Origin of the sequence: Streptomyces tricolor (assembly GCF_002155905.1) — a bacterium.
GTDB classification, from domain to species: Bacteria; Actinomycetota; Actinomycetes; order Streptomycetales; family Streptomycetaceae; genus Streptomyces; species Streptomyces tricolor.
In genome coordinates this window covers 19,313-38,940 of record NZ_MUMF01000054.1, presented here as the reverse complement: position 1 = coordinate 38,940, position 19,628 = coordinate 19,313, and the positions used below count along the sequence as shown (strand labels likewise).

Below are 19,628 nucleotides of genomic sequence, written 5' to 3'. Positions count from 1 at the left end.
GGTTCCGGCGGGGGAGGGGAAGCCGAGGGGGCGTGCCCAGGCCGAGCGGCCGGGAACGCCCCCTCGAAGCGAGGGGCCCTAGAAGAACACCCCGCAGCGCAGCAGCACGTTCGCGTACGGCCGGGCCTCGCCGGTGCGGACGATCAGCCGGGCCCCGGCCGACAGCTCCTTCAGCCGCTCGTGCGGGACCAGGGCCAGCTCCGGGAAGCGGTCCGCCAGCAGCCCGGCCGCCGCCGGATTGGCCGCCCGTACCTCCTCCGCCGCCGTGGCACCCTCCACCACCAGCTCGGCCAGCAGGCCCTCCAGCACCTCGGCGAAGGACGGCACGCCGGCGCGGAACGCCAGGTCCACCACCCGGGGGCCGTCGGGTATCGGCATGCCCGCGTCGCAGACCAGCACCTCGTGCCCGTGGCCCAGCTCGGCCAGCGCCCCGGCGAGGTGGCGGTTGAGGATGCCCGCCCTCTTCACAGCGCCTCGACCTCCGCCGCCGTCGGGTACGACTCCTGCGCGCCCCGCCGCGTCACGGCCGCCGCACCGACCCGGGCCGCGTAGGCCGCCGCCTCCGCCAGACCGGCACCCGCGCCCAGCTTCCAGGCCAGCGCCGCCGTGAACGCGTCCCCGGCCCCCGTCGTGTCCACCGCGTCCACCCGCACCGACGGCACCCGGGTCACGCCCGAGTCGTCGCACACCAGCGCGCCCTGCGCGCCCAGCGTCACCACCACCGACCGCGGGCCCTTCGCCAGCAGCAGCCGGGCCCAGTCGGCGGGCTCGTCGCTCACACCGGCGTCGCCGAGGATCACCCGCGCCTCGTGCTCATTCACGATCAGCGGATCGCAGGCCGCCAGCACCTCGGCGGGCAGCTCCCGCGGCGGAGACGGGTTCAGCACGAAACGGCTCCCCGGCGCCAGGCTCCGTACGACCTCCACGACCGTCTCCAGCGGGATCTCCAGCTGGGCCGACACCACCCGGGAGGCGTGGAAGAGGCTCGTCGCCGCCCGGACGTCCGCCGGCAGCAGCCGGGAGTTGGCGCCCGGCGACACCACGATGCTGTTGTCCCCGGACGGGTCCACGGTGATCAGCGCGACGCCCGTCGGGGCCCCGCCCACCAGCACCCCCACCGTGTCGACCCCGGCCGCGCGCAGGGAGTCGAGCAGCAGCCGGCCGTGCCCGTCGTCGCCGACCCGCGCCAGCAGGGCCGTACCGGCCCCCAGCCGGGCGGCGGCCACCGCCTGGTTGGCGCCCTTGCCGCCCGGGTGCACGGCCAGGTCGCCGCCGAGCACCGTTTCGCCGGCGGCCGGCCGCCGCTCGACCCCGATCACCAGGTCGGCGTTGGCCGATCCCACGACCAGGAGGTCGTAGTCGTACATCAGTTGACTCCCCTGAGAGATGACGTCAGGCGGGCGGCCTCGGGAAGTGCTCCCGGGGCCGCCCGCCCGTCCGTGGCGTTGTCAGCCGGTGAAGCCGGCCACGTTGTCCTTCGTGACCACCTTCACCGGCACCTTCACCGTCGGCTCCACCTTCTCGCCCTTGACCGCCTTGAGGGCGTTGTCCACGGCGATCTTCCCCAACTGCGTGGGCTGCTGGGCGACGGACGCGTACAGCGTGCCGTCCTTGACCGCCGTCAGTCCGTCCGGGGTGCCGTCGAAGCCGACGACCTGCACGGACTTTCCGGCCTTGGAACCGAGCGCCTTGATCGCGCCCAGGGCCATCTCGTCGTTGGCGGCGATGACGCCCTGCACGTCGGGGTGGGCCTGGAGCAGGTTCGACATCACGTCGAGGCCCTTGGTGCGGTCGAAGTCGGCGGGCTGCTGGGCCAGCACCCGGATGCCCGGGTAGTCCTTCAGGCCCCGGGCGAACCCGGCCGCCCGCTCGCGGGCCGCCGACGTGCCCGCCTGGCCCTGGAGGATGACGATCTTGCCCTGGCCGCCCAGCTTCTCGGCGATGGTCTTCGCGGCCAGCTCGCCGCCCGCGACGTTGTCCGAGGCCACCAGGGTGTCCACGGACGCCTTGTTGACGCCCCGGTCGACCGCGATGACCGGGATCCGCGCCCTGTCGGCGGCCGTGACGGAGTTGCCCGCCGCGTCCGAGTCCACCGGGTTGACGATGATGGCGCCCACGTGCGAACTGGTGAAGTTCTGCAGCTGGTTGGCCTGCTGGGAGGCGTCGTTCTGGGCGTCGGTGACCGTCAGGTCGACGCCCAGCCTCTTCGCCTCGGCCTGGGCGCCGGCCCGGATCTGCACGAAGAACGGGTTGTTCAGCGTGGACAGCGACAGCCCCATCCTCGGGTTCGTGGACGAGGAGGAACCGCCGTGCAGGAAGGAGGTGGCGCCGACGACGGCCACGGTGACCACCGCGGCCAGCGCGTACGTCACCGCCTGCCTGCCCTTCGGCCCGCCCGTCCCGGCGGCCACCGGGGTCGCCCCCGCCTTGCGGCGCACGGTGTCCAGCAGCACCGCCAGCGCGATCACGACACCGATCACGACCTGCTGCCAGAAGGCGGACACCGAGAGCAGGTTGAGGCCGTTCCTGAGCACCGCCAGGATCAGCGCGCCGATCAGCGTGCCGGACGCCTTGCCGGTGCCGCCCGCCAGCGAGGCACCGCCGATGACGACCGCGGCGATCGCGTCCAGCTCGTAGCCGTCGGCGGCCTGCGGCTGCGCCGAGGACAGCCGGGCGGCCAGCACGACGCCCGCGACGGCGGCGAACACGCCGGACAGCGCGTAGATGGCGAGCTTCTGCCTCCGCACCCGCAGCCCGGACAGCCGCGCGGCCTCCTCGTTGCCGCCGATCGCGTACATGGACCGGCCGATGTACGTCCGCCCCAGCACCACCGCGGCGATCAGCCCCATCACCACCATGACCAGCACCGGCACCGGCAGCCAGCCGCCGAGGGTGTCCCCGAGGTGCGAGACCGAGTCGGGGAATGCGATGGGGGAACCCTGCGAGATCACCAGGGCCAGACCGCGGCCCACCGACAGCATGGCCAGCGTCGCGATGAACGGCGGCAGCTTGCCGTAGGCGATGAGGAAACCGTTCACCAGGCCGGCGACGACGCCCGTGGCCACGGCGACGAGGACCGCGAGCGCGACCGGAACGCCATGCTGCGTGGCACTCCAGGCCAGCATGGTCGCCGACAGCGCGGCCACCGAGCCGACGGACAGATCGATGCCGGCGGAGACGATCACGAACGTGACGCCGAAGGCGAGGATGGCCGTGACGGCGGCCTGCACGCCGATGTTGAGCAGGTTGTCGGTGGTCAGGAAGTCCCCGGACAGCGCCGACAGGGCGACGACGAGGACGATCAGCGCGGTCAGCGCGCCGTTGTCGAGGAGCAGCCGGCGAAGGGCCCCCGGGGCGCCACTCGCGCCCGCCCGGCCCTTGAGCGTGTCAGTGGCCACGGGTGGCCTCCTTCTCGGTGGTAGGGGTGCTCACGGCGAGGGACATCACCGCGTCCTGCGTGGCCTCGTCGGCGGAGAGTTCGCCGGCGATCCGGCCCTGGGCCATCACCAGCACCCGGTCGCTCATGCCGAGCACCTCGGGCAGATCGCTGGAGATCATCAGGACGGCGGCACCGGCGGCCGTCAGCTCGTTGATCAGCTGGTAGATCTCGACCTTGGCGCCGACGTCGATACCGCGCGTCGGCTCGTCCAGGATCAACACCTTCGTGTCGGCCAGCAGCCACTTGCCGATGACGACCTTCTGCTGGTTGCCGCCGGACAGCGTCCGCACCTGCTGCCCGAGGCCGGCCATCCGCACCCCCAGCTGCCCGGCGATCCGCTCGGCGGCGGCGTACTGGCCCTTGCGGTCGACGAGTCCCGCCCGGGTGGCGGCGCGCAGGGTCACCAGCCCCAGGTTCTCCGCGACGGAGGCGTCCAGCACGAGCCCCTGCCCCTTGCGGTCCTCCGGTACGAGCCCGATCCCGGCGGCCATCGCGGCGTTCACGTCGTGCCGCTTGATCTCCGTGCCCGACACCCGCACGACCCCGTGGTCGTACGGATCGGCGCCGAACACGGCCCGTACGACCTCCGTCCGCCCGGCGCCCACGAGCCCCGCGATGCCGACGACCTCACCGGCGTGCACCTGGAAGCTCACGTCATGGAAGACCCCGTCCCGGCCGAGCCCCTCGACGGACAGCAACGGAGCGCCCTGCTCCGGCCGCTGCCGCGGATACTGCTGTTCGATGGACCGCCCCACCATCAGCCGTACCAGCTCGTCCTCGGGCGTGGCGGCGGGCACCTGCCCGACACTGCGCCCGTCCCGGATGACGGTGACCCGGTCCCCCAGGGCGGCGATCTCCTCCAGATGATGGGTGATGAAGACGACCCCCACGCCGTCCTCCCGCAGGGACCGCACGATGGCGAAGAGCCTCTCCACCTCCTCCGAGGTGAGCACGGCGGTCGGCTCGTCCATGATGAGCACGCGCGCGTCCAGGCTGAGCGCCTTGGCGATCTCGACCATCTGCAGCCGCGCGATCCCGAGTTCCCGCACGCGCGCGCGGGGCGAGACACTCACCCCGACCCGCTCCAGCAGCGTCTCGGCCTCGGCCTCCATCCGCTTCCGGTCGATCATCCCGAAGCGGCGCGGCTGCCGCCCCAGGAAGATGTTCTCGGCGACGGTCAGATCGGGAACGAGATTGAACTCCTGGTAGATGGTGGCGATCCCCAGGCGCTCGGAGTCCTGCGCCCCGTGGATGCGCACCTCCTCACCGCCTACGAGGATCCGGCCGGCGTCGGGGGTGTAGGCCCCGGAGAGCATCTTGATCAGCGTGCTCTTGCCGGCGCCGTTCTCACCGAGCAGCACATGGACCTCGCCCCGCCGCAGATCGAAGTCGACGCCGTCGAGCGCGACCACGCCGGGGAAGGTCTTCCGTATGCCCTCGATGCGCAGCAACTCGTCCGGGTTGCTCACGACGTGCTCCTTTGCACTGGGGAGGGGGTGGGGGGCGCACCGCACGAGCGGCGTACGACGAGCCGGGCGGGCAGCGTGACGGACCGCGGGGTACGCCCCTCGATCCGGTCGACCAGGGCCCGTACGGCGGCCCGCCCCAGCTCACCGGTCGGCTGGGCGATCGCGGTGACCGGCGGATCGGTGTGCACGAACCACGGGATGTCGTCGAACGCGGCCAGCGCGATGTCGTCCGGCACCCGCAGCCCGCGCGCGCGTACGGCGTCCAGCGCGCCGAGCGCCATCAGGTTGTCGGCGGCGAAGACGACCTCCGGCGGCTCCGCGAGATCCAGGAACCCCTCGGTGACCCGCCGCCCGCTCTCGGCCTGGAAGTCGCCCTGCCCGGTGTAGGCGTCCGGCAGCGGCAGCCCGTGCTCGGCCAGCGCGGCCCGGAAGGCCTCGACGCGCTCGCTGCCGGTGGTGGTGGCGGCGGGCCCGGCGATGATGGCGAGCCGCCGGTGCCCGAGCCGGTACAGATGGGCGACGAGATCCCGTACGGCCCCGCGTCCGTCCGCCCGCACCACCGGGACCTCCACGCCGGGGATCCACCGGTCGACGAACACCATGGGGGTACCGGCCCGAGCGGCGTCCAGCATGAGCGGCGACCCGCCGTCCGTCGGCGACACGAGCAGCCCGTCGATCCGCCGGTCGAGCAGGTTCCGCACGTGGTGGTCCTGCAGTTCGGGCCGCTCGTCGGCGTTGCCGATGATCACGCTGTACCCGAGCGCCCGCGCCTCCTCCTCGACGGATCGCGCCAGCTCCGTGAAGTAAGGATTCAGCACGTCGCTGATGACCAGTCCGAGGGTGTGCGTCTGATCGGTCCGCAGCGACCGGGCGACGGCGTTCGGCCGGTACCCGAGCGTCTCCACGGCCCTGTTCACCCGAGCCCGCGCCTCGGCACTGACCGACGGATGCCCGTTCAGCACCCGCGACACGGTGGCCACGGACACCCCCGCCGCAGCGGCGACATCCTTGATACCCGCCATCGCCGGCCCCACCTCCTCGTGGACTCGTGGAATCGATTACATCCCTGCCGTAGGGAGGATTGGAATCGATTACATGACCGGATGCAAGGGGGTGGACCGTGGCCGAAACCCAATCGTGACCGGGGGAGGAAGGCGATGGCTTTTGGCCATTGCTCACTACCGCTTCCGCCACCCCTGCACCCACCGGCCGCAAGATGCCGCCCCACCTGGCGTCCACATGAGCGTCCGCGCAGCCTCCGCCGGCAGCGCGGACGCAGCCGACCCGAGGGCGCTCACTCCTCGGTGAACAACTCCGTGGCCTCCGTGGCGTGGACGGCCCGCTGTGCCCAGATATCCAGCTGGTCGAGGTCGGTGGAGGCGTTCACCTGCTCGCGGACGTCCTCGGAGACCGGGATGCCGCGCCACTCCAGAATCCGCAGGATCATCTGGGCCTTGGCCTCGGCCCGACCTTGCTGCCGCCCCTCTTCCCTTCCTTCCGCGCGCACCTGTTCGGCCAGCGGGTGTCGCCAGAAGTACGAGCCGACCATCAGCTCTGCTTTCGTACGACGTGGTCAACGAGCCGCGCCGCCGCGAGTTCGCATCGCAGGACCCGGTTCCGGTGGTCGCCGCCCCGCTGTCAGACCTCACCGGTACCGTCGGATCATGGCTCGACAGGCGGGGACCCAGACCGGTGAGCGGCGGCTTGCCGTGGTCGAAGGTGTGCTGGAGCGGATCACGTACGCCAATGAGGAGAACGGGTACACCGTGGCCCGGGTCGACACCGGCAGAGGCGCCGGCGATCTGCTCACGGTGGTCGGCGCGCTCCTCGGTGCGCAGGTCGGGGAGTCCCTGCGGATGGAGGGCCGCTGGGGGTCGCACCCGCAGTACGGCAAGCAGTTCCACGTCGAGAACTACACGACCGTCCTGCCCGCCACCGTCCAGGGCATCCGCCGCTACCTCGGCTCCGGCCTGGTCAAGGGCATCGGGCCGGTCTTCGCCGATCGGATCACCCAGCACTTCGGGCTGGACACCCTGCGGATCATCGAGGAGGAGCCGAAGCGGCTGATCGAGGTGCCCGGCCTCGGGCCGAAGCGGACGAAGAAGATCGCCGACGCCTGGGAGGAGCAGAAGGCGATCAAGGAGGTCATGCTCTTCCTGCAGACCGTCGAGGTCTCCACCTCCATCGCCGTGCGGATCTACAAGAAGTACGGGGACGAGTCCATCTCCGTCGTCAAGGAGCAGCCGTACCGGCTCGCCGCCGATGTCTGGGGCATCGGCTTCCTCACCGCCGACAAGATCGCCCAGTCCGTCGGCATCCCGCACGACAGTCCCGAGAGGGTGAAGGCCGGGCTGCAGTACGCGCTCTCGCAGTCCGCCGATCAGGGGCACTGCTTCCTCCCGGAGGAGCGGCTGATCGCCGATGCCGTGAAGCTGCTCCAGGTGGACACAGGGCTGGTCATCGAGTGTCTCGCCGAGCTGGGCCAGGTGCCGGAGGACGGGGCCGATCCGGGGGTCGTACGGGAGAAGGTGCCCGGGCCCGACGGCGGCGGCGACGATCCCGTCAGCGCCGTCTACCTCGTGCCCTTCCACCGCGCCGAACTCTCCCTCTCCGCCCAGCTGCTGCGGCTGCTGCGCACGGACCAGGACCGGATGCCGGGGTTCCGGGAGGTGGACTGGGGAAAGGCGCTCGGCTGGCTGAGAACCCGCACCGGCGCCGACCTCGCACCCGAGCAGGAGGCCGCCGTGAAGCTCGCGCTGACCGAGAAGGTCGCCGTCCTCACGGGCGGGCCGGGGTGCGGGAAGTCCTTCACCGTCCGCTCGATCGTGGAGCTGGCCCGCGCCCGGCGTGCCAAGGTGCTGCTGGCCGCCCCGACCGGCCGGGCCGCCAAGCGGCTCTCGGAGCTGACCGGAGCCGAAGCCTCCACCGTGCACCGGCTGCTGGAACTGAAGCCGGGCGGGGACGCGGCCTACGACCGGGACCGGCCGCTCGACGCCGACCTGGTGGTCGTGGACGAGGCGTCCATGCTGGACCTGCTGCTCGCCAACAAGCTGGTCAAGGCCGTACCGCCGGGGGCGCACCTGCTGTTCGTGGGGGACGTGGACCAGTTGCCGAGCGTCGGCGCCGGGGAGGTCCTGCGGGACCTGCTCGCCGAGAAGAGCCCGATCCCGGCCGTCCGGCTCACCCGGGTCTTCCGGCAGGCCCAGCAGTCCGGTGTCGTCACCAACGCGCACCGGATCAACGCGGGGCAGCATCCGCTCACAGACGGGCTGAAGGACTTCTTCCTCTTCGTGGAGGACGACACCGAGGCCGCGGGCCGGCTGACCGTGGACGTGGCCGCACGGCGGATTCCGGCCAAGTTCGGCCTCGACCCGCGCCGGGATGTGCAGGTGCTCGCGCCGATGCACCGGGGACCGGCCGGCGCGGGCGCGCTCAACGGGCTGCTCCAGCAGGCCGTCACGCCCGGGCGGCCCGATCTGCCGGAGAAGCGGTTCGGCGGCCGGGTCTTCCGCGTCGGCGACAAGGTCACCCAGATTCGCAACAATTATGAGAAAGGGAAGAACGGTGTCTTCAACGGCACCGTGGGCGTCGTCACCTCGCTCGATCCGGTCGATCAGCGCCTGACCGTACTGACGGACGAGGATGAGGAGGTTGCGTACGAATTCGACGAACTGGACGAACTGGCGCACGCGTACGCGGTGACCATCCACCGCTCGCAGGGCAGTGAGTATCCCGCCGTGGTGATTCCGGTCACCACGGGAGCATGGATGATGCTCCAGCGGAACCTGCTCTACACGGCGGTCACCCGGGCCCGGCGCCTGGTCGTCCTCGTCGGTTCCCGCAGGGCGATCGGGCAGGCGGTGCGCACGGTGTCGGCCGGGCGGCGGTGCACGGCCCTGGACTTCAGACTGCGCGCCTGAACCCGGGCTCGGCGCGAAAATGATCGATCAAATGAGTCACGAAGGTCACAGAGCACTTCCCGTTGCCCCTCCGAGGGGGCAGGATGAGCAGGTTGGCGGCACTGAGTGCCGCCAATGGGCCCAATGGTCGACCCCGAGTGCACTCTCCTGAGCCAAATGGGGGATGGTAGAGACAGTCAGGGCACCTCGAAGATGAGGCACTACGTCGGTGAGGGAAGACGTGAGCGACAACTCTGTAGTACTGCGGTACGGCGACGGCGAGTACACCTACCCGGTGGTCGACAGCACCGTCGGTGACAAGGGCTTCGACATCGGGAAGCTCCGCGCCCAGACCGGTCTGGTGACCCTGGACAGCGGGTACGGCAACACCGCCGCCTATAAATCCGCGATCACCTACCTCGACGGCGAGGCGGGCATCCTCCGCTACCGCGGCTACCCCATCGAGCAGCTGGCCGAGCGCTCCACCTTCCTTGAGGTGGCGTACCTGCTGATCAACGGCGAGCTGCCCACCGTCGACCAGCTGTCCTCGTTCAAGAACGACATCACGCGGCACACGCTGCTGCACGAGGACGTCAAGAACTTCTACAAGGGCTTCCCGCGCGACGCCCACCCGATGGCGATGCTGTCCTCGGTCGTCTCGGCGCTGTCCACCTTCTACCAGGACAGCCACAACCCGTTCGACGAGACGCAGCGCGACCTCTCCACGATCCGGCTGCTCGCCAAGCTCCCGACGATCGCCGCGTACGCGTACAAGAAGTCGATCGGCCACCCGTTCGTCTACCCGCGCAACGACCTCGGCTACGTCGAGAACTTCCTGCGCATGACCTTCTCGGTCCCGGCCGACGAGTACGAGCTGGACCCGGTCGTCGTCGCCGCGCTGGACAAGCTGCTGATCCTGCACGCCGACCACGAGCAGAACTGTTCGACCTCCACGGTCCGCCTGGTCGGCTCCTCGCAGGCCAACATGTTCGCGTCCATCTCGGCCGGCATCAACGCGCTGTGGGGCCCGCTGCACGGCGGCGCCAACCAGTCCGTGCTGGAGATGCTCGAGGGCATCCGCGACTCCGGCTCCGACGTCGACACCTTCATCCGCAAGGTGAAGAACAAGGAGGACGGCGTCCGCCTGATGGGCTTCGGCCACCGGGTCTACAAGAACTTCGACCCGCGCGCCAAGATCATCAAGGCCGCCGCGCACGATGTGCTCTCCGCACTGGGCAAGGAGGACGAGCTCCTCGACATCGCCCTGAAGCTGGAGGAGCACGCGCTCTCCGACGACTACTTCGTCGAGCGCAAGCTGTACCCGAACGTGGACTTCTACACCGGTCTGATCTACCGGGCCATGGGCTTCCCGACTGAGATGTTCACGGTCCTGTTCGCCCTCGGCCGGCTCCCGGGCTGGATCGCCCAGTGGACCGAGATGATCAAGGAGCCGGGCTCCCGCATCGGCCGCCCGCGCCAGATCTACACCGGCGTGGTGGAGCGCGACTTCGTTCCGGTCGAGGAGCGCTGAACTCCCTGAGCCGCACCCGCTGAGCCGCGCTCACCGAGCAGAGGGGCCTGTCCGTCCGAGCAGGAGGGCAGGCCCTGAAGCGTTGGCCGGGAGCCGTGAAAAGCAGAAGGCGCCCTGAGACGCCGGTCCCCCCACGGGCCGACGACCAGGGCGCCTTCCCATGTCCCGGTGCGGATTCCCCCCACGGGATCCGGCCGGGCGCTCGGAGAGGACAGCGCCTGAATCGCTGTCTGTGAGCACAACGAGCAAAACCCGCCGTGCTCCAGTGATGCGGTGCGATCTGCCGGGACAACGCACGCTGGGAGGGCCGCTCAAAGCTTCCCGGTGTACGTGCCCCGGCAACGCATCTCTGAGGAAGTCCCCCAAGACATCCTCAGATGCCAGTCAGCGCCCCCCAAGACGCTGGTCTGACATCGCCAACTTAGACCGTCGAACCCCTTCGATGGTTACGTTCGCATCACTGTGATCTGCGTCTCTTGCATATGTCCCTTAGGTACGCAAGAGCCCCGATATGGCAATCGGGACCCAAGCGTAAGGATGATGCGCGAGCCTTGTGAAGAGCTTATGTGAGGCGCGCGCCGGACTCTAGGGGGACCGGGACATCGGTCCCGGTATTTCCCGCTCTGGTCAGGGCGTGTTCAGCGGAAGGCGCGCAACCGCAGACTGTTGGTCACCACGAACACCGACGAGAAGGCCATCGCCGCCCCCGCGATCATCGGGTTGAGCAGTCCGGCGGCGGCCAGCGGCAGCGCGGCGACGTTGTAGCCGAAGGCCCACACCAGGTTGCCCTTGATGGTGGCCAGCGTCCGGCGGGACAGCCGGATCGCGTCCGCGGCCACCCGCAGGTCCCCGCGCACCAGCGTCAGATCGCCGGCCTCGATCGCCGCGTCCGTGCCGGTGCCCATGGCCAGGCCCAGGTCGGCGGTGGCGAGCGCGGCGGCGTCGTTCACGCCGTCGCCGACCATGGCCACCGACCGCCCTTCGCGCTGGAGCCGTCGTACGACGTCCACCTTGTCCTCGGGCAGCACCTCGGCGAACACCTGCGCGGGGTCGATCCCGACGGTCCGCGCGACCGCCTCGGCGACCGTCCGGTTGTCCCCGGTGAGCAGCACCGGCGTGAGCCCGAGCGCGCGCAGCTCGCGGACCGCCTCGGCGCTGGTCTCCTTGACCGCGTCGGCGATGGCGAGGACCCCGCGGGCCCGGCCGTCCCAGCCGGCCACGACGGCCGTACGGCCCTCCCGCTCGGCCTCGCGGGCCGCCCGGGCCAACTCCTCCGGCAGCGTGTCGTACAGGCGCCCCACGGCCACCTCACGGCCCTCCACGCGCCCGCGTACGCCCCGCCCGGGCACGTTCTCGAAGTGCTCGACCGCCGGCAGGGTCCCGGTGCGTTCCTCGGCACCGGCGGCGATCGCGCGGGCCACGGGGTGCTCGGAGGCGTGCTCCAAGGCGCCCGCGAGCCGCAGCAGCTCCTTCTCGTCCTCGCCGTCGGCGACGTGGACCGCCCGCAGGCTCATCCGGCCGGTGGTGACCGTGCCGGTCTTGTCGAGGACGACCGTGTCCACGCGGCGCGTGGACTCCAGTACCTCGGGACCCTTGATCAGGATGCCGAGCTGGGCGCCGCGGCCGGTGCCGACCATCAGCGCGGTCGGGGTGGCCAGGCCGAGCGCGCAGGGGCAGGCGATGATCAGCACGGCGACGGCGGCCGTGAACGCGGCGGCCGTGTCCCCGGTGACACCCAGCCAGGCGCCGAAGGTGCCCACCGCGACGAGGATGACCACGGGGACGAAGACGGCGGAGATCCGGTCGGCGAGCCGCTGCACCTCGGCCTTGCCGTTCTGGGCGTCCTCGACCAGCTTCGCCATCCGGGCGAGCTGGGTGTCGACGCCGACCCGGGTGGCCTCGACGACCAGCCGGCCGCCCGCGTTGACCGTGGCGCCGGTGACCCGGTCGCCGGGGCCGACGTCGACCGGTACCGACTCGCCGGTCAGCATCGAGGCGTCCACCGCCGAGACGCCCTCCACGACCGCGCCGTCGGTGGCGATCTTCTCGCCGGGCCGTACGACGAACCGGTCGCCGACGGCCAGCGCGGACACCGGGATCCGCACCTCGCGGCCGTCCCGCAGTACCGCCACCTCCTTGGCGCCCAGCTCCATCAGGGCCTTCAGGGCGGCGCCCGCGCGGCGCTTGGAGCGGGCCTCCAGGTAGCGGCCGAGCAGGATCAGCGCGACGACTCCGGAGGCGACCTCCAGGTAGATGACGGAGGCGCCGTCCATGCGGGAGACGGTGAGGTGGAACGCGTCGCGCATGCCGGGCCTGCCCGCGTCGCCGAGGAACAGCGCCCACAGCGACCAGCCGAAGGCGGCCAGCGTGCCGACCGAGACGAGCGTGTCCATGGTGGCGGCGCCGTGCCGGAGGTTGGTCCACGCGGCCCGGTGGAAGGGGGCGCCGCCCCAGACGACGACCGGTGCGGCCAGGGTGAGCGAGAGCCACTGCCAGTTGTCGAACTGGAGCGCCGGGACCATCGCGAGCAGCACCACGGGGGCGGCGAGCAGCGCGGAGACGAGCAGGCGGTGCCGGAGGGCGCCGAGTTCGAGGTCCTGTTCGGGGGCTTCCGGTCCGGTCTCGGGGGCGGGCTCCGGCGGCGGGGGCTCCTCTGCGGTGTAGCCGGTCTTCTCCACGGTGGCGATCAGGTCGGCGACCCGGACGCCGTCGGCGTAGGTGACCTTGGCCTTCTCGGTGGCGAAGTTGACGGTGGCGCTGACGCCGTCCATCCGGTTGAGCTTCCTCTCCACCCGGGCGGCGCAGGAGGCGCAGGTCATCCCGCCGATGAGCAGCTCGACCTCGGAGGTCGTGCCCGCCTGGGCGGCATTCTCTGCGGTGGTGCTGGTCATGTCCGGACTCCAGACATCGGACCGGGCCGTACGGATCCAGTATCAGCTGGTCGGTACGGCCCGGTCGGTGGATCGGAGGTCTTCTCGGGGTCTTCCTCGGGTTCTTCCCGGGCTTGGTCTCCGGGTTCCCCGGGTTCCGCCGGGATTTCCCCGGGGATTCCCCGGTTCCTCCCCGGTCGCTTCCTCAGGCCTTGCCGGCCAGCTCGAAGCCGGCCTCGTCGACGGCGGCGCGCACGGCCTCGTCGTCCAGCGGGGCCGCGGAGACGACGGTCACCTCGCCGGTCGACGCGACGGCCTTCACCGAGCTGACGCCCGGGATCTGGGAGATCTCGCCGGAGACGGCGCCCTCGCAGTGGCCGCAGCTCATGCCGGTCACCTTGTAGACGGTGGTGACGGAGCCCGGGGTGTCGGTGTGGGCGGTCATGTCGTTACTCCTCGTCGAGGCGTGTGGGGTCGGTGGGGCCCACGGAGGAACCCCACGCTCCCCACACTATACCCCTAGGGGGTATGAATCCACTGAAGGGGTTCCGGTTTCGGCGGTACGGCGTCACGCGCGGCCGAGCCGGTCGCCGACCAGCGGCTCCAGGTAGCGGATCAGGACGTCCTTGGTCTCCCGGATGTAGGCCGCGCGCTCGGCGCCCTCGTGGGCCAGGACCAGTTCCAGGCCGGCCTTGTAGATGCCGAGGCAGACGTGGGCCGTACGGGTCACGTCGGCGGGGGCCGCGCCGGGCATGAGCGAGGCGAGCAGCGCCTCGATCCGGCCGACCACGGTGGTGTGCAGCTGCTCGTGCGCCTCGGCCATCCGGCCGGGGATGTCGGGGCCGTGCATGAGCGCGAAGAAGACGGGGTGGTCGGTGTTGAAGGCCATGAACCAGTCGACGGCCGAGCCGATGGCCTCCTCCAGCGGGGTGGCGGGGTCGACGGGGGCCAGTGCCTCGCCGTACGCCTCGCGCATCTCGTGCATCAGCCGGTCGCCCAGCTCGATGGCGATCGCTTCCTTGTTCGGGAAGAACTGGTAGAGCGTGCCGGGGGAGACGCCCGCCTCGCGGGCGATGGCGTTGGTGCTGGCGGCGGTGTAGCCGGTGGTGCAGAAGACCCGGGCGGCGGCGTGCAGCAGCTGCGCGATGCGGCGCTCGCCGCGGGCCTGGCGACGACGCGGCTGCTGCTCCTTCGTCGTGCCGTCGCCCTTCTTCGTGGTGTCGGACACGCGTGTATCCCCAGCTCTCCGAACGCGATTGACAAACACGAGTGGTCACTCGCATTCTGGTGAAACGCGAGCGATCTCTCGTGTTTTCAGTCTATGGCAATGACTGCTCCATGCTGCCGTGCTCGCACGCGACAGCGCTGGTCAGGGTGAAGGGGACACCGCACGATGACCGAAGTCGACAAGGCGCCGCGACCCGAGGACGGACCTCCCCGGATCGGCGGCTGGACCAGGTTCGTCACCGCCCGGCCCCGCCTCTCGCTCCTGGTGGCCCTGGTGCTCACCGCGCTCGCCGTGCTGGCCGGCAGCGGCGTCGCGGACCGGCTCGGCAGCGGCGGCTGGGAGGACCCGGCCGCCGAGTCGACGTACGCGACCAAGGCACTGGAGCGCGAGTTCCCCGCCTCCCAGCCGAACCTGCTGCTCCTGGTGGACGCGGGCCGGGCCTCGGTGGACGACCCGGCGGTGGCCGCGCAGGCCCGCGCGCTGGTCCGGCGGCTGGCCGCGGAGCCCGGCGTGACCGGCGTCGGCTCCTACTGGCAGGCCGCACCCGCACAGGCCCCGGCGCTGCGCGCCGAAGACGGGCACGAGGCGCTGATCGCCGCCCGCATCACCGGCGACGAGGGCGCGGCGGGCCGCACCCTGGACCGCATCGCCCCGCACTACCGGGGCACGCACGGCCCGGTCGAGGTCAAGCTCGGCGGCATCGTCGCGGTGCGGCACGAGATGCAGACGATCATCCAGGAGGACCTCACCCGCGCCGAGCTGATCGCCCTGCCGATCACGCTGGTGCTGCTGGTCATGGTCTTCGGCAGCGCGGTCGCCGCCCTGCTCCCGCTGGGCATCGGCATCGTCGCCATCCTGGGCACGAACGCGGTGCTGCGCGGCCTGACGGCCTTCACCGACGTCTCGGTCTTCGCACTGAACCTCACCACGGCCCTCGGCCTCGGCCTCGCCATCGACTACGCCCTGTTCATCGTCCGCCGCTACCGCGAGGAACTGTCCGCCGGCGCCGACCCGTCGACCGCGGTGGGTACGACCCTGCGCACCGCCGGCCGCACCGTGCTCTTCTCCGCCCTGACGGTCGCGGTCTCGCTGGCCGCCATGATGCTCTTCCCGCAGTACTTCCTGCGGTCCTTCGCCTACGCCGGCATCGCCGTGGTCCTCCTCGCGGCGGCGGCCGCCCTGATCCTGCTCCCGGCCGCGCTGATCCTGCTCGGCCACCGGGTCAACGCGCTGGACCTGCGCCGCCTGTTCCGCCGGGACCGTGAGCCGAAGCGGGCCGAGGGCAGCGCCTGGGCGCGCACGGCCGGCCTGGTGATGCGCCGCGCCCCGCTCTTCGCCCTCGGCACCACGGCCCTGCTCGTGCTGCTCGGACTGCCCTTCCTGGGCGTGAAGTTCGGTACGGCCGACGACCGGCAGCTGCCCTCGACCGCCGAATCCCACGTGGTGCAGCAGCACATCCGCGAGGGCTTCCCCGGCAGCCCCGGCGGCGGCCTCGAAGTCCTCGCCGAAGGCCGGGCCACCGCGGCCCAGTACGCCGCCTACAAGCAGCGGATGGCCGCGCTGCCCGGGGTGCTCCGCGTCGACGGCCCCCTGGTCGAGGGCGACACCGCCTACTTCACGGTCCAGCCCAGGGGCGAGGCCGTGGACGACCCCGCCCAGCGCCTGGTCGGCGACCTGCGCTCGGTGCCCGCCCCCTTCGACACCAAGGTGACCGGCGCGGCGGCGGTCCTCGTGGACAGCAAGGACGCGATAGGTGAACGCCTGCCCTGGGCCGCGGTGTTCATAGCCGCCGTCACGCTCCTGCTGGTCTTCCTGCTCACCGGCAGCGTGCTGATACCCCTCCAGGCCGTGGTGCTCAACGCGCTCAGCCTGACGGCGATGTTCGGCGCGGTCGTCTGGGTCTTCCAGGACGGCCACCTGTCCGGCCCGCTCGGCTTCACCAGCACCGGGTCCATAGAGACCACCCTGCCCGTCCTGATGTTCTGCGCGGCCTTCGGCCTCTCCATGGACTACGGCGTGTTCCTGCTCTCGCGCATCAAGGAGGAGTACGACCGCACGGGCGACCACGAGCGAGCGGTCCGGCTCGGCCTCCAGCGCACGGGCGGACTGATCACCGCGGCGGCGGTCATCCTCGCGGTGGTGATGGTGGCCATCGGCACCTCCCGGGTGACCAACACCAAGATGCTGGGCCTCGGCATCGCCCTCGCGGTGCTGATGGACGCGATGGTGGTCCGCAGCCTGCTGGTGCCGGCCATCATGCGGCTGACGGGGAGGGCGACATGGTGGGCGCCGGGCTGGCTCGGCCGCATCCACGAACGGTTCGGCCTGAGCGAGGGGGAGCAGGGCAGGCCCGGAAAGGGCGCGGGGAGCGGCGCGGACAGCCACGACGAACCCGTACTGGCCGCACGGCCCGGCGGCTCCCGGAGCGTCTAGCCTGCGCGCAGGTTTCCGAAGGGAGCATGCATGCGAGCCGTGGTGTTCGAGGAGTACGGAAAGCCGGCCGAGGTCCGGGACGTACCCGACCCGGAGCCCGCGGAGCACGGAGTGACCGTCCGCGTGGAGGCCACCGGCCTCTGCCGCAGCGACTGGCACGGCTGGATGGGCCACGACCCGGACATCACCCTGCCCCACGTGCCCGGGCATGAACTCGCCGGTGTGGTGGAGCAGGTGGGCGCGCGGGTCACCGGCTGGCGGCCCGGCGACCGGGTCACCGTGCCGTTCGTCTGCGCCTGCGGCAGCTGCCCCTCCTGCGCGGCGGGCGACCAGCAGGTGTGCGAACGGCAGACCCAGCCCGGCTTCCACCACTGGGGCTCCTTCGCCGAGTACGTGGCGCTCGACCACGCCGACGTCAATCTCGTCGCGCTCCCGGACGACATGCCGTACGCCACCGCCGCCGCCCTCGGCTGCCGTTTCGCCACCGCGTTCCGTGCCGTGGTGCAGCAGGGCCGGGTGGCGGCCGGGGAGTGGGTCGCGGTGCACGGCTGCGGCGGGGTCGGGCTGTCGGCGGTGATGATCGCGGCGGCCGCGGGGGCCCGGGTGGTCGCGGTCGACGTCTCGCCCGAGGCGCTGGAGCTCGCGCGGACGTTCGGTGCCGCCGCCTGCCTGGACGCGACCGGTGTGTCCGACCCGGCCGCCGCTGTCCGCGAGCTGACCGGCGGCGGCGCCCACCTCTCCCTGGACGCCCTCGGCTCGCCCGCCACGTGCGCGGCCTCCGTGAACGGTCTGCGCCGCCGCGGCCGGCACGTCCAGGTCGGCCTGCTGCCCTCCGCCGACGGCACCACGCCCGTGCCGCTGGCCCGCGCGACAGCCCTGGAGCTGGAACTGCTCGGCAGCCACGGGATGGCCGCCCACGCCTACCCCGGCATGCTCCACCTGGTCCGCTCCGGCGTGCTGCGCCCGGACCTCCTCGTGACGAGGACGATCCCGCTCGACGCGGCCCCGGCGGCGCTCGCGGCGATGGACACGGCACCGGGCGCCGGCGTCACCGTCATCACCCCCTGGGGCTGACGACCGCCCCCGCCGGCCGCCCGGCCACCGTGCCCCCGGGGACGGAGGTCAGCCGTCTCTGCGTCCGCGGTTGCCGGGGCGGGAGGCGACCCAGGCGCGGACCGTGTCGGCGTACCAGTAGGGCTTGCCCCCCTCGACGTGGTCGGGCGGGGGCAGCAGCCCGTGCTTGCGATAGGACCGTACGGTGTCCGGCTGCACCCGGATGTGCGCCGCGATCTCCTTGTAGGACCAGAGCCTTCGGTCGGTCATGCGTTGCACCTCCCCGCGCGCACCGCGGCGACGACCGGGAACGGCCGCCGGGGGGACCGGGCGCTGCGCTGATCACCCACCCTGTGCCCATGGGCGACGCAGAGTGACCAGCAAGCGCGCGCCTGTTGACCGCTGGTGACCGACGGCCCGCGTAGCGGTGACATGCGTGACGAGTTGGTGCAGTTTGTGACGTAGTCGTCACACAGGGCAACCATAGAGAAGTGGCCCGACCTCACCTCACGGCACTCCGCCACCCTCCCGAGGGAACTGGTCCGAATGTCTGGACAAAGCATTGACAGGACTCGCCGCACAGGGCTAGAAAGCCGGGGAGAGCCATGACGAAGGGAAGCCGATGGCCTACGACCTGATCACCATGGGGCGGATCGGAGTGGACCTCTATCCGCTGCAGACCGGTGTCCCGCTCGCCCAGGTGTCGTCCTTCGGCAAGTTCCTCGGCGGGTCGGCGACGAACGTCGCGGTCGCCGCCGCCCGGCTCGGCCGGGACACCGCCGTGATCACCCGCACCGGCGACGACCCGTTCGGCGCCTACCTCCACGAGGCGCTGCGCGGCTTCGGCGTCGACGACCGCTGGGTCACCCCCGTGCCCGGCCTGACGACCCCGGTCACCTTCTGCGAGGTCTTCCCGCCGGACGACTTCCCGCTCTACTTCTACCGCCGGCCCAAGGCCCCCGACCTGGAGATCGACGCCCACGAGCTGGACCTGGACGCGATCCGCGAGGCCCGGATCTTCTGGGTCACCGGCACCGGCCTGAGCGAGGAGCCCAGCCGCACGGCCACCCTCGCGGCGCTCGCCCACCGGGCCAAGGCCGGCATCACCGTCTTCGACCTCGACTGGCGCCCCATGTTCTGGGCCGACCCCGACACCGCCCGCCCCTTCTACGCCGAGGCGCTGCGCCACACCACCGTCGCCGTCGGCAACCTGGACGAGGTCGAGGTCGCCACCGGCGTACGCGAGCCGCATGCCGCCGCCCGCGCCCTGCTGGACGCCGGGGTGGAACTGGCCGTCGTCAAGCAGGGACCCAAGGGAGTGCTCGCCGTCGACAGCAAGGGCGAGTCGGCCGAGGTCCCGCCCCTGCCCGTCACCGTCCTCAACGGACTCGGCGCCGGCGACGCCTTCGGCGGCTCCCTCTGCCACGGCCTGCTGGCCGGCTGGGACCTGGAGACGATCATGCGGTACGCCAACGCGGCCGGCGCCATCGTCGCCTCCCGCCTGGAGTGCTCCTCCGCGATGCCGACCCCGGACGAGGTGGCCGCCGCGCTCGACGCCGGAGCGGTGCTGTGAGGGCCGGCCGCGTCGCGGGCACGCACCACGAGGGCGGGGCCGGCACCGTTCCCGAAGGCGCTGCGGACGCTCCCCGCGAGGGCATCACGGACGCTCCCCGCGAGGGCATCACGGACGCTCCCCGCGAGGGCAT

Annotated in this window: 15 protein-coding genes; 5 read left to right on the top strand and 10 right to left on the bottom strand. The window is 71.7% G+C overall.

What is annotated here, in order from left to right; genetic code table 11:
* Positions 1 to 78: 78 nt before the first annotated feature.
* From rbsD to CCN44_RS04570, 6 genes are all read right to left on the bottom strand, one after another.
* A complete protein-coding gene (gene rbsD, locus CCN44_RS04595) occupies positions 79 to 468 on the bottom strand; it encodes a D-ribose pyranase (protein WP_059249664.1) in 390 nt (129 codons plus the stop codon).
* Positions 465 to 1,367 (bottom strand): ribokinase, encoded by a 903-nt coding sequence (locus CCN44_RS04590; protein WP_086696922.1) that lies wholly within the window; start codon positions 1,365 to 1,367, stop codon positions 465 to 467. The genes rbsD and CCN44_RS04590 overlap by 4 nt, the downstream gene beginning before the upstream one ends.
* Positions 1,368 to 1,448: 81 nt before the next feature.
* On the bottom strand, positions 1,449 to 3,398 hold the full coding sequence (locus CCN44_RS04585; RefSeq protein ID WP_086696921.1) for an ABC transporter permease/substrate-binding protein: 1,950 nt from the start codon (positions 3,396 to 3,398) through the stop codon (positions 1,449 to 1,451).
* Positions 3,388 to 4,908 carry a sugar ABC transporter ATP-binding protein gene (locus CCN44_RS04580; RefSeq protein ID WP_059249661.1) on the bottom strand — a complete coding sequence of 507 codons (1,521 nt, stop codon included), beginning with the start codon at positions 4,906 to 4,908 and terminating at the stop codon, positions 3,388 to 3,390. Before CCN44_RS04580 ends, CCN44_RS04585 begins: the two co-directional genes overlap by 11 nt.
* Positions 4,905 to 5,930: a LacI family DNA-binding transcriptional regulator gene (locus CCN44_RS04575; protein ID WP_059249660.1), complete on the bottom strand. Its 1,026-nt coding sequence runs from the start codon at positions 5,928 to 5,930 to the stop codon at positions 4,905 to 4,907. Before CCN44_RS04575 ends, CCN44_RS04580 begins: the two co-directional genes overlap by 4 nt.
* 272 nt (positions 5,931 to 6,202) lie before the next feature.
* On the bottom strand, positions 6,203 to 6,457 hold the full coding sequence (locus tag CCN44_RS04570) for a hypothetical protein (RefSeq protein WP_059249659.1): 255 nt from the start codon (positions 6,455 to 6,457) through the stop codon (positions 6,203 to 6,205).
* A 115-nt stretch (positions 6,458 to 6,572) separates the two neighbouring features.
* Between CCN44_RS04570 and recD2 the strand changes: the two genes are divergently transcribed.
* Complete coding sequence (recD2, locus tag CCN44_RS04565; protein WP_208639706.1) at positions 6,573 to 8,828, top strand: SF1B family DNA helicase RecD2; 2,256 nt, start codon at positions 6,573 to 6,575, stop codon at positions 8,826 to 8,828.
* Positions 8,829 to 9,048: 220 nt separating this feature from the next.
* Positions 9,049 to 10,338: a citrate synthase gene (locus tag CCN44_RS04555; protein ID WP_059249657.1), complete on the top strand. Its 1,290-nt coding sequence runs from the start codon at positions 9,049 to 9,051 to the stop codon at positions 10,336 to 10,338.
* Positions 10,339 to 10,976: 638 nt separating this feature from the next.
* Here CCN44_RS04555 and CCN44_RS04550 read toward each other — a convergent pair.
* From CCN44_RS04550 to CCN44_RS04540, 3 genes are all read right to left on the bottom strand, one after another.
* Positions 10,977 to 13,229, bottom strand: coding sequence for a heavy metal translocating P-type ATPase (locus tag CCN44_RS04550; protein WP_086696919.1), 2,253 nt, complete (start codon positions 13,227 to 13,229; stop codon positions 10,977 to 10,979).
* A gap of 184 nt (positions 13,230 to 13,413) precedes the next feature.
* Positions 13,414 to 13,653 (bottom strand): heavy-metal-associated domain-containing protein, encoded by a 240-nt coding sequence (locus CCN44_RS04545; protein WP_086696918.1) that lies wholly within the window; start codon positions 13,651 to 13,653, stop codon positions 13,414 to 13,416.
* A 123-nt stretch (positions 13,654 to 13,776) separates the two neighbouring features.
* Positions 13,777 to 14,436 carry a TetR/AcrR family transcriptional regulator gene (locus CCN44_RS04540; protein WP_086696917.1) on the bottom strand — a complete coding sequence of 220 codons (660 nt, stop codon included), beginning with the start codon at positions 14,434 to 14,436 and terminating at the stop codon, positions 13,777 to 13,779.
* Between the two features lie 165 nt (positions 14,437 to 14,601).
* Here CCN44_RS04540 and CCN44_RS04535 point away from each other — a divergent pair, with 165 nt between their 5' ends.
* Together CCN44_RS04535 and CCN44_RS04530 are read left to right on the top strand one after the other, a co-directional pair.
* The gene (locus CCN44_RS04535; RefSeq protein ID WP_086696916.1) at positions 14,602 to 16,869 is read left to right on the top strand and encodes an MMPL family transporter; all 2,268 of its coding nucleotides are present in this window, start codon (positions 14,602 to 14,604) and stop codon (positions 16,867 to 16,869) included.
* Positions 16,870 to 16,899: 30 nt separating this feature from the next.
* Positions 16,900 to 17,943 carry a zinc-dependent alcohol dehydrogenase family protein gene (locus tag CCN44_RS04530; RefSeq protein ID WP_086696915.1) on the top strand — a complete coding sequence of 348 codons (1,044 nt, stop codon included), beginning with the start codon at positions 16,900 to 16,902 and terminating at the stop codon, positions 17,941 to 17,943.
* A gap of 48 nt (positions 17,944 to 17,991) precedes the next feature.
* Here CCN44_RS04530 and CCN44_RS04525 read toward each other — a convergent pair whose 3' ends face one another.
* Positions 17,992 to 18,192: a helix-turn-helix transcriptional regulator gene (locus CCN44_RS04525; protein ID WP_059249651.1), complete on the bottom strand. Its 201-nt coding sequence runs from the start codon at positions 18,190 to 18,192 to the stop codon at positions 17,992 to 17,994.
* 352 nt (positions 18,193 to 18,544) lie between these two features.
* On the opposite strand from CCN44_RS04525, the gene iolC reads away from it, so the two are divergent.
* Positions 18,545 to 19,495 (top strand): 5-dehydro-2-deoxygluconokinase, encoded by a 951-nt coding sequence (gene iolC / locus CCN44_RS04520; RefSeq protein ID WP_086696914.1) that lies wholly within the window; start codon positions 18,545 to 18,547, stop codon positions 19,493 to 19,495.
* Positions 19,496 to 19,628: the final 133 nt, after the last annotated feature.